The organism is Curtobacterium sp. MCSS17_005, assembly GCF_003234225.2.
Taxonomy (GTDB): Bacteria; Actinomycetota; Actinomycetes; order Actinomycetales; family Microbacteriaceae; genus Curtobacterium; species Curtobacterium flaccumfaciens.
This window is the reverse complement of sequence record NZ_CP126258.1, coordinates 1,571,388-1,585,474: the sequence shown is the minus strand read 5'-3', so window position 1 is coordinate 1,585,474 and position 14,087 is coordinate 1,571,388. Positions and strand designations below refer to the sequence as shown.

The following is a 14,087-nucleotide window of genomic DNA, read 5'->3' as shown; positions in this document are numbered from 1 at the left end:
CTACCCCTTGATGGCGATGTTCACGAGCTTCGGCGCCCGGACGATCACCTTCACGATCTCGCGGTCACCGATGTACCGCTGCACGTTCGCCGACGACCGTGCGAGCTGCTCGAGCTCGTCCGCCTCGATCGACTTCGACACCTCGAACGAGTCACGCACCTTGCCGTTGACCTGCACGACGGCCGTCAGGGTCTCCTGCACGAGCAGCGTCGGGTCGGCCTTCCGCCAGCCGTACGTGGCGACGGTGGCCTCGTAGCCCAGCTTCTCCCACATCTCCTCGCCGGTGTACGGCGCGAAGACGCTCAGCCCGAGCGCGATGGTCTCGACGGCCTCGCGCACGGCGGGATCACCGGCACCGGGGCCGCTGTCGATCGCCTTGCGGGTGACGTTGACCAGGTCCATCAGTCGCGCGATCACGACGTTGAACTTGAACGACTCCATCATCCCGGGGGCGTCTGCGAGGAACCGGTGCGTGACCTGGCGGAGAGCCCGGTCGCCGTCGGCCCACACGACGTCGCGTGCGGACGTGACGTCGAGCGCCAGGCGGTACGCCCGCGCCAGGAAGCGTGCGGAGGCGGACGGTGAGACGTCCTCCCAGTTGATGTCGTCCTCCGGCGGGCCCGCGAAGCCCATCACCAGGCGGATGGCGTCGACGCCGTTCGCGTCGAGCTCGTCACCGAGCGAGACGCCGCCCTTCGACTTCGACATCTTCGAGCCACCGGACAGCACCATGCCCTGGTTGAGCAGTGCCGAGAACGGCTCGGTGAAGTCGAGGTACCCGAGGTCGAACAGGACCTTCGTGACGAAGCGGGCGTAGAGCAGGTGCAGGATCGCGTGCTCGATGCCGCCGATGTACTGGTCGACGGGCGCCCAGCGGCGCGCGGCTGCCGGGTCGAACGCCTGGGTGTCGTCGTTCGCCGACAGGAACCGCAGGAAGTACCACGACGAGTCGACGAAGGTGTCCATCGTGTCGGTGTCGCGGAGCGCCGGGGTGCCGTCGACGGGGTTCGGGACGTTCACCCAGTCGGTCGCGCCACCGAGCGGGGACGTGCCCTTCGGCTTGAGGTCGAGGCCCTCGGTGTCGGGCAGCACGATCGGCAGCTGGTCCTCGGGTACCGGGTGCTCAGTGCCGTCGGCACCGTGGATGATCGGGATCGGGGTGCCCCAGAAGCGCTGGCGCGAGATGAGCCAGTCGCGCAGGCGGTAGGTCTTGGCGGCACGACCGGTGCCGCGCTCCTCGAGCAGTGCGATGGCAGCGGTGATGGCGTGCTGCTTCGACATGCCGTCGAGCGGCCCGGAGTTGATCATCCGGCCCTGACCGGTCAGCGCTTCGCCGGTGGCGACCGGGTCGAGGGTCGGCACGTCGAAGTCGTCGAGCGTCGCGCCCTCGGGGATGACCGGGATCGCGCCGGTGACGGCGGCGTTCGTGTCGACGACCACCTTGACGGGCAGGTCGAACGCCCGCGCGAAGTCGAGGTCGCGCTGGTCGTGCGCGGGCACGGCCATCACGGCGCCGTGGCCGTAGTCGGCGAGCACGTAGTCGGCGGCCCAGATGGGCAGGCGCTCCCCCGTGAGCGGGTGGATCGCGGACCGGCCGAGCGGCACGCCGGTCTTCGGGCGGTCGGCGTTCTGCCGGTCGATCTCAGAGGTCTTCTGGGTCGCCGTCAGGTAGTCGTCGAAGTCGTCACGGACGGAGGACGGCACCGACGGGTCGGCGACCAGCGAGGCAGCCAGGTCGGAGTCCGGCGCGACGACCAGGAACGTCGCCCCGTGGATCGTGTCCGGACGCGTGGTGAAGACCGTGACGGGCTCGTCGCGGCCTTCGATCACGAAGTCGACGTCGGCACCGACCGAACGGCCGATCCAGTTGCGCTGCTGCGCGATGACCTTCGCCGGCCACCGCCCCTCGAGCTGGTTCAGGTCGTCGAGCAGCCGGTCGGCGTACTCGGTGATCTTGAAGTACCACTGCGTGAGCTTCTTCTTCACGACGACGGCGCCGGAGCGGTCCGAGGTGCCGTCGGGCAGGACCTGCTCGTTCGCCAGCACGGTCTGGTCCACCGGGTCCCAGTTGACCCAGCTGTCCTTGCGGTACGCCAGGCCCTTCTCGTACATCTTCAGGAACAGCCACTGGTTCCACTTGTAGTACTCGGGGTCCGAGGTGTGGATCTCGGTGGTCCAGTCGAACGACGGCGCGTAGCGCTTGAAGGACGCCTTCTGCTGCTCGATGTTCGCGTAGGTCCAGTCCTTCGGGTCCACCCCGCGCTTGATCGCCGCGTTCTCGGCGGGCAGCCCGAACGAGTCCCAGCCGATCGGGTGCAGCACGTTGAAGCCCTGCTGGCGCCAGTAGCGCGCGACGAAGTCCCCGAGCGCCCAGTTCTCGGCGTGCCCCATGTGCAGGTCGCCAGACGGGTACGGGAACATCTCGAGGATGTACTTGCGCGGACGGGTGTCGTCGAGGTCGGTGGTGAAGAGCCCGAGCTCTTCCCAGCGGGGCTGCCACTTCTCCTGGATACGACGGAAGTCGTAGGCGTTCGGGTCCTCGGCGTGCTGCTCGGTGGTCACGGTCGTCAACGATACAAGCCGGGAGGCCCGTCCCGCGTCCGCCTGTCGGCTCACCCGGCGAGCAGGCGCCCGTCCCGCATCCGCAGGGTGCGGTCGACCAGCTCCGGGGCCACCGGGACGTGCGAGACGATGACGACCGTCCGACCCGCTGCGCGGGCCGTGGTGACGAGGTCGCGCAGCACGGTGTCCCCGAGGTCCGGGTCGACGTCGGCGGTCGGTTCGTCGAGCACCAGCACCGGGAACGCGTGCAGCAGTGCGCGGGCGAGCGCGAGCCGGTGGGCCTGGCCGCCGGACACGAGCACGCCGCGTTCCCCGACCGGGGCGTCCAGCCCGCCCCGCCGGACGACCCAGTCCCCCAGGCCGACCCGGTCGAGCACGGCGAGCAGTTCGTCGTCGGTCGCGGTCTCACGGGCGAAGAGCAGGTTCTGCCGCACCGACTGGTCGAACACGAACGGGTCCTGTTCGATCAGGCCGACCCGGGCCCGCACCGCGTCGGGGTGCATCGCCCTCGCCTCGACGCCGTCGAGCGTGTAGGAACCCTCGTGCTCCACGAACCGGACGAGCGCGTCGACCAGGGTCGACTTGCCGGCACCGCTCGGCCCCTCGAGCACGACGACCTCGCCGGGGGCGAGCGTGAACGAGACCCCGTCGACTGCACGCTCGGCAGCACCAGGCCAGCGGACGGTCAGGTCCTGCACGGCGAGCGTGACCGGCCCCTCGACCACGAGCGACGCCGGGTCGGCGTCCTCGTCGGGCTCGGGGACGATGCCGACGGGCACCTCGGCGGGCACGACCTGCTCGACCCGTTCGGCCGCAGCGCGCACCCGGCGGAGTGTCAGGACGGCGAGCGGGACGGTCCCGACGACCTCGAAGAGCGCCAGCGGCACGAAGACCGTCAGTGCCCAGAGCGGACCGTCGAGCGCACCGGACACCACGGCGGGGGCACCGACGGCGAGGATCCCGAGCACCGCACCGCCACCGACCAGGCCGACGATCGCACCGACGAGCGACTCGACCGTGCCGCGGCGCCGGACGGCCCGGGTGACGCCGGCGTCGAGCCGGGCGATGTGCGCGAGCCGCTCGTCGAGGGTGCCGTACGCGGCGAAGACGTCGAGCGTCCGGACGGTGTCGAGCACGAGGTCCGCGACACGACCCCGGTCGGCGGCGGTCTCGCGGTCCGAGCGCTCGGCGATCGACCGGGTGACGATCGTGCCGACCAGGGCCGCGACCGCCAGCGCGAGGACGAGCACGAGCGCCGCCGGCACCGACACGAGCGCCACGGCGACGACCGACAGCACCGCGACGACCCCGGCGGAGACGAGCGGCCCGACGACGCGGATCGGCAGGTCCTGCAGCCGGTCGGTGTCGGTCACGAGGCGCGTCATGAGGTCGCCGCGTCCGGTCCGCCCGAGCCCCGCGGGGGCGATCGACGCGAGCCGCCGGTACATCTCCGTCCGCACCACGGCCAGTTGCCGGAAGGACGCGTCGTGCCCGGCGAGCCGGTCGACGTACCGCAGCACGGCACGCCCCAGCGCGAACGCACGCACCCCGACCATCACGAGCGTCAGGTACAGGATCGGCGGGTGCTCGGCGGCACGGGTGATCAGGTAGCCGCTCGCGGCGAGGAGCGCGACGGCGCAGACCGCGCTGAGCGACCCGGCGGCGACCGCCTTCGCCCAACCCGGCCCGTGCGGCATCGCGAGCCGCAGGACGGAGCCGCCACGGGCCTCCCGGCTCATGCGCGCACCCCCCTGCTGACCGTCACGGACCCGCCGGCGCGGACGTCCACGCGGACGTCCGCCGCGGCGACGACCGCCGGTCGGTGGCTGGCGAACACGACGACGGCGCCGTCGGCCGCCAGGCCACGGGCGGCCGCGATGACGCGTTCCTCGGCCTCGGCGTCCAGCGCGGACGTCGGCTCGTCGAGCAGCACGAGGGGCGTGGCGGCGCGGCGTGCGCGGTACAGCGCGCGGGCGACGGCGACACGCTGTGCCTGGCCGCCGGACAGTCCGCTGCCACCGGCGCCGACCGGGAGGCCCGGGTCGAGTCCCAGCCCCGCGTCGCCCAGGGCGGTGCGCACGTCGGCGTCGTCGGGGGTCGCGCTGAGCGCGACGTTCTCGGCGATCGTCCCGCGGACGAGACGCGGCCGCTGGTCGGCCCAGGTGGTGCGCTCGGCGACGGAGGCACCGGCCGGGCCGGGCACGGTGACGACGCCGTCGTGCGGCAGGACGCCGCGGAGTGCGGCGATGATGCTCGACTTGCCGGAACCGCTCGGGCCGGCCAGCACGACGACGGTGCCGGGCTCGGCGTGCAGGTCGAACGGCCCGATCACGACGTCGGGTCGGCGGACGGTGAGCCCGCGGACGTCCAGGGCGGTGGCGGGCGTGACGGCGTCCGTGTCGGCGCCGTCGGTCCCGCTCCCGCCGCTTTGGCTTCGGCTGCTGCGGCCGGGGGCCGGGGCGTCACCGTCGTCGTCGGCCAGCACGTCGAGCACCGCGGCCGAGGCCGCGACGCCGTCCTGGGCGGCGTGGAAGTCGGCGCCGACCTGGCGGATGGGGGCGAAGGCCTCCGGTGCCAGCACGAGCACGAACATCGCGGCCCCGAGGCCGAGCGAGCCGTCGACCAGGCGGATGCCGATCGAGACGGCGACCAGTGCGACGGACAGGCTCGCGGCGAGCTCGAGCGCGAAGCCGCTCACGAACGACAGCCGGAGCACGCCGATCGTGCCGCGGCGGTACTCGTCGGTGACTGCCCCGATGCGACCGACCTGACGGCGGGCGCGGCCGAAGACCTTGAGCGTGGCGAGCCCCTCGACGGCTTCGGTGAAGGCGCCGCCGAGCTTCGCGAGGGCGTCCGACTGCTTCCGCTGCAGCGACTGCGTCGCCAGGCCGATCAGGATCATGAAGACCGGGATCACCGGCAGGGCGAAGAGGATGATCAGCCCGCTCGTCAGGTCGCCCAGGCCGATCGCGACGAGGAGCATCGGCGTCGCGATCGCGGTGAGCGCGAGCTGCGGCAGGTACCGGCCGAAGTAGGCGTCGAGTGCGTCGAGCCCGGGGCCGAGCGTGGTGGCGAAGCCGGCGCTCGACCGGCCCGCCAGCCACGACGGACCGCGCTCGGCGGCGCGGGCGAGCACCGTCGTGCGCATCTCGCTCTTCACCTTGGCCGCAGCGCGTGCCGCCAGGTCGTCGGTCGCCCACGCGGCCACCGCACGCAGGACGAACGCCCCGCCGAGCAGCGCGAGCGCCTGCCCGAACGCCGCCGGCACCCTGCCGTCGCCGACGGCGTCGACCCCGAGGGTGACGGCCGCGGCGATCCCCCACGCGATCGCGATGGTCGCGAGCGTGCGGAGGACGCCGGTGCCGGCGGCGGCGACGATGAAGCCGCGCGCCGTCCGGGACAACCGCAGGAGTCGGGGGTCGAGGGGCTTCATCGTCCTCCGCCTAGTGCGCGGCCGCGGTGACCTGGGCGCGGGAGACGCGCTTGCGGAACACCCAGTAGGTCCACGCCTGGTACGCGAAGACCAGGGGCACGAAGATCAGCGCGACCCAGCTCATCACGGTCAGCGTGTACGACCCGGACGAGGCGTTGTACACGTTCAGGCTGTTCGCGACGTCGTTCGAGGCCGGCATCACGTCGGGGAAGATCGCCGTGAACATCGCCAGCACGATCGCGGCGATGGTGACCGCCATCAGGGTGAAGGCACGCCCCTCCTTGCCCCAGGCGTTGCAGAGCACCGCGAGCACCAGGGCCAGGGCGGCGACGACGGAGAGCACCAGCGAGGCCGGGGTGGCCCGGACGAATGCCATCGACACCAGGAACGCGGCGCCGACGACGATCGTGACGATGCCGGCCCGGGTCGCCAGGCGCTTGGCGCGGACGCGGATGTCGCCCTCGGTCTTCAGCGCGACGAAGACCACCCCGTGGGTGAAGAACACCAGCAGCGTCGCGGCACCGGTCAGCAGCGCGAACGGGTTGAGCAGGTCGAAGATCGTGCCGGTGTAATTGTGCCCGGCGTCCATCGGGATGCCACGGACGACGTTGCCGAACGCGACGCCCCACAGGAACGACGGCACGGCACTGCCGACGATGATCATCAGGTCGAAGCGGCGCTTCCACTCGAGGTGCTTGTTCTGGTGCCGGTACTCGAACGACACGCCCCGAGCGATGAGGGCAGCGAGGATGAGCAGCAGCGCCAGGTAGAAGCCGGAGAACATGGTGGCGTACCACTCCGGGAACGCCGCGAACAGGCACGCCCCGGCGACGATGACCCAGGTCTCGTTGAGGTCCCAGACCGGGCCGATGGTGTTGATCAGGACCCGACGGTCGGTGTCGTCCTTGCCGAGGAACGGCAGGGACATGCCGACACCGAAGTCGAATCCGTCGAGGACGAAGTAGCCGACGAAGAAGACGCCGACGATCGCGAACCAGAGAACGGGGAGATCCATCAGGCAGCGTCCATTTCTAGTAGACCGTCACTTCGTGCTTGACCTCGCCGGTCTCCTCGTCGACCTCGTCCGGGTCGGCGGGCCCCTCTTGCGCGACCTTCTTGATGAGCTTGAACTCGACGACGGCCAGCGAGCCGTAGATCAGGGTGAAGACCAGCAGCGAGATGAGGACCTCGAGCCCGGTCACGTTCGGCGACACACCGTCCTTGGTCTGGAGCAGCCCGAACACGAGCCACGGCTGGCGGCCCATCTCGGTGAAGACCCAACCGACGATCATCGCGGCCATCGGCAGCGGCACCGTCCAGGTGGCGATGCGCCACACCCAGCGCTGCGTCGGGAACCGGCCCTTGCGGGTCAGCCACAGCCCGACCAGCGAGACCATGACCGCGCCGACACCGAGGGCGATCATCCAGCGGAACGACCAGTAGGTGACCCAAATGATCGGCTTGTAGTCGCCGGGGCCGTACACCTGCGTGTACTGCGCCTGCAGGTCGTTGATGCCCTCGACCGTGCCGTTGAACGTGTGCGTCGACAGGAACGACAGCAGGTACGGCACCCGGATCGAGAACAGCTCGTGCACGCCGTCGGGGGTGCCGAGCGTGAAGATCGAGAACGAGGCGTCCTTGCCGGTCGCGGTGTTGTACAGCGCCTCGGCCGCCGCCATCTTCATGGGCTGCGTGTCGACCATCGTCAGGCCGAGCTGGTCGCCGGTCAGGACGGTGAGGGCCCCGGCAGCGAGCATGGTCCACATGCCGAACTTGAGCGCCGGCATCATCGTCTCGAGGTTCTGGTTGCGGGCCAGGTGGTAGGCCGCGACCGCGATGATGACCGCCGCGGCGACCATGAAGCAGGCGAAGAGCGTGTGCGGGAACGCGGCCAGGGCGACCTTGTTGCCGAGCACCGCCCAGATGTCGGTGAGCTCCGCGCGGCCCTTGGCCTCGTTCATCGCGAAGCCGACCGGGTGCTGCATGAACGCGTTCGCGGCGATGATGAAGTACGCCGACATGATCGTGCCGGCGCTCACGCACCAGATGCTCGCCAGGTGCAGGCCCTTGGGCAGGCGGTCCCAGCCGAAGATCCAGATGCCGATGAACGCCGCCTCGAAGAAGAACGCCAGGATCCCCTCGAGCGCCAGCGGTGCGCCGAAGACGTCACCGACGAAACGCGAGTAGTTCGACCAGTTCATGCCGAACTGGAACTCCTGCACGATGCCCGTCACGACACCCATGGCGAAGTTGATCAGGAAGATCCGCCCGAAGAACCGCGTCAGCTGCAGGTAGTGCGCGCGGCCGGTCCGGTACCAGGCGGTCTGGAACACGGCCACCACGGCTGCCATGCCGATCGTCAGCGGGACGAAGAGGAAGTGGTAGATGGTCGTCAGACCGAACTGCCACCGCGACAGGAGGAGCGGATCGAGGAGGTCGTTCATGCGGCGATTCCGAGACGGGTGGCCGCGCGCTGTTCGTGCACGTCAGTTGCTTCCTGTGGAACGGATACATCAGGTGTCACAGCCCTTGGGACACCCCAACGCTATCGTGCGGGACTCCAATTCGACAACTTGTAGAACCAGTCTCTGCACAAACGTGCACCGCCCCTGCACGGCACAACCGTGCGGCACGGATGTTCGCGCTGCCCCTTGTGCGAACGACGACAGGCGCCGGGTAGATACCCGACGCCTGTCGTTTTGCTTTCCGCGAGTGGCTACAGCAGGCCCTCGGCCTTGAGCCAGTCCTCGGCGATGGTGGACGCCTTCTCCTTGTCGGCCGTGCTCTTGGTGTTGAGCTCGATCAGGGCTTCGGTCGTGAGCTTCTCGTTGACCGAGTCGATCGCGTCCGCAGCCTTCTCGTTGACCTTCTTCGAGACGACCGGCACGACGTTCTGCGGCAGGATCAGGTTCTCCGGGTCCTCCAGCGTGACGAAGCCGTTCGCCTTGATGCTCGGGTCGGCCGTGTAGATGTCGGCCAGCTGGACGGTGTCGTCCTTGAGCGCCTTGACGGTCAGGGCGCCGCCGCCGTCCTCGATCGCCTTGAAGTCGACGTCGACGCCGTAGACCGACTTGAGCCCCTTCGGGCCGTACGGCCGCGTCTGGTTCTCGGAGTTTGCCCCCACGGTGAGCTTCTCGTCGACGTTCTTCAGGTCGGCCAGGCTCGTGACGTCGTTGTCCTCGGAGAACTTCTTCGTGACGGTGTAGCTGTCCTGGTCGGTCGCGTCGGCCTCGTCGAGGACCCGGAGGCCCTTCGGCAGCGCCGTGTCGAGCCCGTCGTCGATCTGGTCGGCGGTCTTCGCGTCCGAGTCCTTGTCGAAGTACTGCAGCAGGTTGCCGCTGTACTCGGGCATGACGTCGATGGCGCCCTTCTCGAGCTGCGGGATGTACACCTCACGCTGCCCGATGTTGAAGTTGCGCTTCACGTCGAAGCCGTCCTTCTCGAGGACCTGGGCGTACAGCTCGGCGATGATCTCGTTCGAGTAGTACTGCTGCGAGCCGACGACGATGGTCTTCGAGTCGGACGAGTCGCTGGAGCCGCTGTCGAGCGGGTCGCTCGACGCGCAGCCGGCGAGGGCGGCGACGACGCCCATCGCCATCGCGGCGGCGACACCGGCGCGGATCTTGGGTGCTGTGATCACGAGGGATTTCCTTCCGGGAGTGGATTGCGGGCTCGCTCACGCGACCCCTGACGCTGTCGGGCCGACGGGTCCGCGGTGCCCTTCGGCACCGCCGCCCGCTGCAGCACGGCGAACACGATCTCGAACGCGATCGCGAGGGCGATCACGAGGATGGAGGCGCCGAGCATCTCGGCGTAGTCCTGGGTCTTCAGGCCGAGGAAGAAGTACCCGCCGAGGCCACCGGCCCCGACGTACGCGGCGAGCGTGGCCGTCGCGACGACCTGCAGCACCGCGGCGCGGATGCCACCGATCAGGAGCGGGAGCCCGAGCGGGATCTCGACCTTCCACAGGATCTGCCAGCCGGTCATGCCCTGGGCCTTCGCGGCGTCGACGACCACCGGGTCGACGGACTCGATGCCGGAGTACGCACCGGCGAGCACCGACGGGATCGCCAGGATGACGAGGGCGAGCAAGGGAGCCTGCAGCCCGATGCCGAGCAGCAGCCCGAACAGCGAGAGCACGCCGAGCGTCGGGAGCGCCCGCACCCCGCCGGACACCGCGATCGAGAAGCCACGAGCACGGCGGGTGTGGCCGATCGCGTACCCGACCGGCACGGCGATGACCGCGGCGATGAGCACCGCGAGCAGGGTGATCCAGACGTGCTCCCAGAGGCGCGTGGGGATGCCGTTGTACCCGCCGTAGTTCGTGGGGTCGAACACCCACACGAAGGCCTGTCCGATGATCACGAGGAGACCTCCGCAGCTTGCAGGACCCGGCGGGCCTGTCGGCGTGACACCGAGTTCGTCCGGGTCCACGGCATCACCAGGCGCCCGAGCAGCACGAGGAGGCCGTCGAGGGCGAAGGCGAGCACGAGCACCATCACGATGCCGGAGAGGATCTCCTCGTAGATCCCGCGCCCCAGGCCGTCGGTGAACAGCAGGCCGAGACTCGGGATGCCGAGGACCGCGCCGACCGTGGTCAGCGAGATCGTGGAGACCGAGACCACCCGGAGCCCGGCCAGCAGGACCGGACCGGCGAGCGGGAGTTCCACCCGGAAGAACCGCTGCGCCGGCGAGTAGCCCATCGCGGTCGAGGCGGACTTGGTCTCGGAGTCGACCGAGGTCAGCCCGTCGACCGTGGACCGGACCATCAGTGCGAGGCCGTACAGCGTCAGGCCGATGACGACGTTGATCGGGCTCTGCAGGCCGGTGCCGATGATGCTCGGCAGCGCGACGAACAGGGCGAGCGACGGGATGGCGTAGAGCAGACCGGCGAGGGTCACGATGCTGCTGCCCACTCCCGCTGCGAAGCGCGACCCACCGGGGCGCTGCAGCCGGACCACCAGCCACCCGATCGGGATCGACAGCAGGAACGCGACGATGATCGGCGGGATCGCGATCGCGAGGTGGGAGACCGTGTTGTCCCAGATCGTGTCGAGGTTCGCCAGCACCCACTTCACCGGGTGCCCCCACCCTGCGCCGGAGCACCCGGTGCGTCGTGGGACGCTCCGGCCTCTGCTGCTCGGGCGTCGGACTGCGGCACGGCCTCGGCGGCGTCGACGACCCCGACGGGGCCCGTCAGCACGCCAGCCGCGCGGCCTTCACCGTCGACGACGATCGGACCGGTCGGGGTCTGCTCGACACGGAGCGCGCGGCGCCCGCGCCCGGCCCCGATGAACGTGGCGACGAAGTCGTCGGCGGGTGCGGCGAGGATCTCGGCCGGTGTCCCCTGCTGGGCGATCTCGCCGCCCTTCTTGAGGATGACGACCTGGTCGCCGAGCTTGAACGCCTCGTCGATGTCGTGCGTCACGAACACGACGGTCTTGCCGAGTTCGCGCTGCAGGCGGATGAGCTCGTCCTGCAGGTCGTTGCGCACCAGGGGGTCCACCGCACCGAACGGCTCGTCCATGAGCAGGATGTTCGGGTCGACGGCCAGCCCGCGGGCCACGCCGACGCGCTGCTGCTGGCCGCCGGAGAGCTGTGACGGGTAGCGGTCGGCGAAGGCACGGTCGAGTCCGACGGTGTCCATGAGCTCGAGGGCGCGCTTCCGAGCGTCGGCCTTGGAGACGCCGGTCAGCAGCGGGACGGTCGCGATGTTGTCGACGACCTTGCGGTGCGGCAGCAGTCCGGAGTTCTGCATGACGTACCCGATGTGGCGACGGAGCTCGACGGGGTTGATCCCGGCGACGTCCGAACCGTCGATCTCGACGGTGCCGGAGGTGGGGTCGACCATGCGGTTGATCATGCGGAGCAGCGTGGTCTTGCCACAGCCGCTGGATCCGACGAAGACGGTGGTGGTCCGGGACGGGATGACCAGATCGAAGTGCTCGACCGCAGTCGTGCCGTCCGGGTAGGTCTTGCGCACCGAGCGGAACTCGATCATGGGGTGCCCTTCTGTTCGGAGGTAGCCCGACTCCGGATGAGAGTACCCGGGGGTGCCGACATCGGTTCGCTGTGACGATCCGTGACGAACCCGCGGCGGTCCGCAGGACGGTGGGGATGCCGACGGTCACGACGGGATCGGCGCGGACGACGACGCCCGCGCCTCGGTGTTCGGAGGCGCGGGCGGGTCGGTTCGGTCTCCGGCGTGTCGCGCCGGTTCGACGGGATGGTCAGGAAGCGGCGATCACCGATTCCAGGTGCGCACGGTTCATCCGGCGGTACTCCTCGATCAGCTCCGTGTCGGGGTGCTCGCGGTCGCGGTGCGCCCGCGCCAGCACCGCGTGACCGGACTCGGCGAGGACGACCCACGCGCGGGTGATGCGCTCGTCGTCCGGCAGCCCGAAGCGGTCCCGCATGATCTGGCCGACGGTCGCGCCCAGCGCACCCATGCGGTCCTCGGCGTCGCCCGTGCCGGTGTCCGCCGGGTCGCCAAAGCGGATGGCTCGGAAGCCGGGCTCGGTGCGGTACATCTCGGCGGTCATGTCGATGAGCGCGTCGTTGGCGTCCTGCCAGATCTCGGCGCCGCTGGCGTCGAGCGCCTCGACGAAGCGGGAGGCGAGCCGCTGGGTACACCGGATCGCGAGTGCCTCGACCACGGCGATGCGGTCCGGGAAGTACCGGTAGACGGTGCCGATCGACGCCCCCGCGCGCTCGGCCACCATGGCGGTCGTGAGCCGTTCGAACCCGATCTCGTCGATCACCGCGGCTGCGGCGTCGAGGAGGCCGGCGAGGCGCGCCGAACTGCGGGCTTGGACCGGCTCGTTCCTGAGCAGTGATGATCCCCCCGGCAGAGCGTTCGTTACCTCGGTGACGAGCACGTGTTCTCCTCTTGCGCTCCAGCGCGGTTGGTTGGTGTGACGGGGACAACTTTCGCAGAACGCGCCTGGAACGTGGCTGCGACTCACCAGTTCCGCTCAGCGCGCGGCTTTCGTCAGGCGCACATGGGATGATGACGCCATGCCCGACCCGACGCCCCACGAGCCGTCGTTGGCCGAGCCGCTCCTGCACCGCGCGGCCCGCATCGAGGACGCCGTCCAGGAGTTCCGCGAGCACCGTGCACGCCGTCGCGGACTGGTGCCCACGGTGGTCCCGTACACCGGTTACGGCGCGCCCGGTTGGGTGCGCATCCTCTGCCGTGTGCTGCTGACGCGCCGGGGTCTCGCCTCCGACGTCTCCTACGCGGGCGTCCGCGGTTGGAAGAGCTTCACGAGCGTCGCCGTCGACCACGCCGAGGTCACCGTCACCGCCGGCGGGGTCTCCCACGTCGTGAAGACCGACCGTGGCGGCGTCGTCGACACCATCGTCCCGATCGACCTCGAGCCCGGCTGGCGCACGGTGCGGCTGTCGGCGGGCGGCGGGCGCGACGTCGAGGCCGACGTGTTCGTCGTGCACCCGGACACCCGCTTCGGGCTGCTCTCCGACATCGACGACACCGTCATGGTGACCTCGCTCCCCCGCCCCATGCTCGCCGCCTGGAACTCGTTCGTCCTGACCGAGCACGCCCGCCGCCCCGTGCCGGGCATGTCCGTGCTGTACGAGCGGATCCTCGCGCAGCACCCCGGCTCACCGACGGTCTACCTGTCGACCGGGGCGTGGAACGTCGCCCCGACGCTGCAGCGCTTCCTGTCCCGCAACATGTACCCGTCCGGCACGCTCCTGCTCACCGACTGGGGTCCCACCCACGACCGGTTCTTCCGCAGCGGCCAGCTGCACAAGCAGGAGAACCTGCGGCGGCTCGCCAAGGACTTCCCGGACATCCGCTGGCTCCTGGTCGGCGACGACGGACAGCACGACGAGAGCCTCTACGGGGACTTCTCGCGGGAGCACCCGGACAACGTCGCGGGCGTCGCCATCCGGCAGCTGTCCACGAGCGAAGCGGTCCTGGCCGGTGGTCGCTCGCGGGCGCAGGAACGCTCCCGAGACTCGTCGGCGCCCTGGGTGTACGCACCGGACGGCGCCGGCCTGTGGAGCGAGCTCGCGCGGGTCGGCATCATCGAGTCCGACGCCTCCGACCCGGCCTGAGCGACCCTTC

General features: G+C 70.2%; 11 protein-coding genes. 1 reads left to right on the top strand and 10 read right to left on the bottom strand.

Annotated features, from left to right (window positions below):
• The 10 genes from leuS to DEJ20_RS07540 all read right to left on the bottom strand — a co-directional run bounded on the left by leuS (window position 1) and on the right by DEJ20_RS07540 (window position 12,873).
• Window positions 1-2,562: a leucine--tRNA ligase gene (leuS, locus tag DEJ20_RS07585; RefSeq protein WP_111236483.1), complete on the bottom strand. Its 2,562-nt coding sequence runs from the start codon at window positions 2,560-2,562 to the stop codon at window positions 1-3.
• 50 nt (window positions 2,563-2,612) lie between these two features.
• Window positions 2,613-4,301: a thiol reductant ABC exporter subunit CydC gene (gene cydC / locus DEJ20_RS07580; RefSeq protein WP_111236482.1), complete on the bottom strand. Its 1,689-nt coding sequence runs from the start codon at window positions 4,299-4,301 to the stop codon at window positions 2,613-2,615.
• Complete coding sequence (cydD, locus tag DEJ20_RS07575; RefSeq protein ID WP_111236481.1) at window positions 4,298-5,995, bottom strand: thiol reductant ABC exporter subunit CydD; 1,698 nt, start codon at window positions 5,993-5,995, stop codon at window positions 4,298-4,300. Before cydD ends, cydC begins: the two co-directional genes overlap by 4 nt.
• Before the next feature lie 10 nt (window positions 5,996-6,005).
• Window positions 6,006-7,010 (bottom strand): cytochrome d ubiquinol oxidase subunit II, encoded by a 1,005-nt coding sequence (cydB, locus tag DEJ20_RS07570; protein ID WP_111236480.1) that lies wholly within the window; start codon window positions 7,008-7,010, stop codon window positions 6,006-6,008.
• A 16-nt stretch (window positions 7,011-7,026) separates the two neighbouring features.
• Window positions 7,027-8,439, bottom strand: coding sequence for a cytochrome ubiquinol oxidase subunit I (locus DEJ20_RS07565; RefSeq protein ID WP_111236479.1), 1,413 nt, complete (start codon window positions 8,437-8,439; stop codon window positions 7,027-7,029).
• 272 nt (window positions 8,440-8,711) lie between these two features.
• Complete coding sequence (locus DEJ20_RS07560) at window positions 8,712-9,635, bottom strand: ABC transporter substrate-binding protein (RefSeq protein WP_111236478.1); 924 nt, start codon at window positions 9,633-9,635, stop codon at window positions 8,712-8,714.
• Window positions 9,632-10,360, bottom strand: a complete 729-nt coding sequence (locus tag DEJ20_RS07555) for an ABC transporter permease (RefSeq protein ID WP_111236477.1) — start codon at window positions 10,358-10,360, stop codon at window positions 9,632-9,634. Before DEJ20_RS07555 ends, DEJ20_RS07560 begins: the two co-directional genes overlap by 4 nt.
• On the bottom strand, window positions 10,357-11,073 hold the full coding sequence (locus DEJ20_RS07550; RefSeq protein ID WP_111236476.1) for an ABC transporter permease: 717 nt from the start codon (window positions 11,071-11,073) through the stop codon (window positions 10,357-10,359). Before DEJ20_RS07550 ends, DEJ20_RS07555 begins: the two co-directional genes overlap by 4 nt.
• Complete coding sequence (locus DEJ20_RS07545; RefSeq protein ID WP_071248155.1) at window positions 11,070-11,996, bottom strand: ABC transporter ATP-binding protein; 927 nt, start codon at window positions 11,994-11,996, stop codon at window positions 11,070-11,072. Before DEJ20_RS07545 ends, DEJ20_RS07550 begins: the two co-directional genes overlap by 4 nt.
• Window positions 11,997-12,225: 229 nt before the next feature.
• Window positions 12,226-12,873, bottom strand: a complete 648-nt coding sequence (locus DEJ20_RS07540; RefSeq protein WP_111236475.1) for a TetR/AcrR family transcriptional regulator — start codon at window positions 12,871-12,873, stop codon at window positions 12,226-12,228.
• Between the two features lie 139 nt (window positions 12,874-13,012).
• On the opposite strand from DEJ20_RS07540, the gene DEJ20_RS07535 reads away from it, so the two are divergent.
• Complete coding sequence (locus DEJ20_RS07535; RefSeq protein ID WP_111225147.1) at window positions 13,013-14,077, top strand: App1 family protein phosphatidate phosphatase; 1,065 nt, start codon at window positions 13,013-13,015, stop codon at window positions 14,075-14,077.
• The last annotated feature ends 10 nt before the right edge of the window (window positions 14,078-14,087 follow it).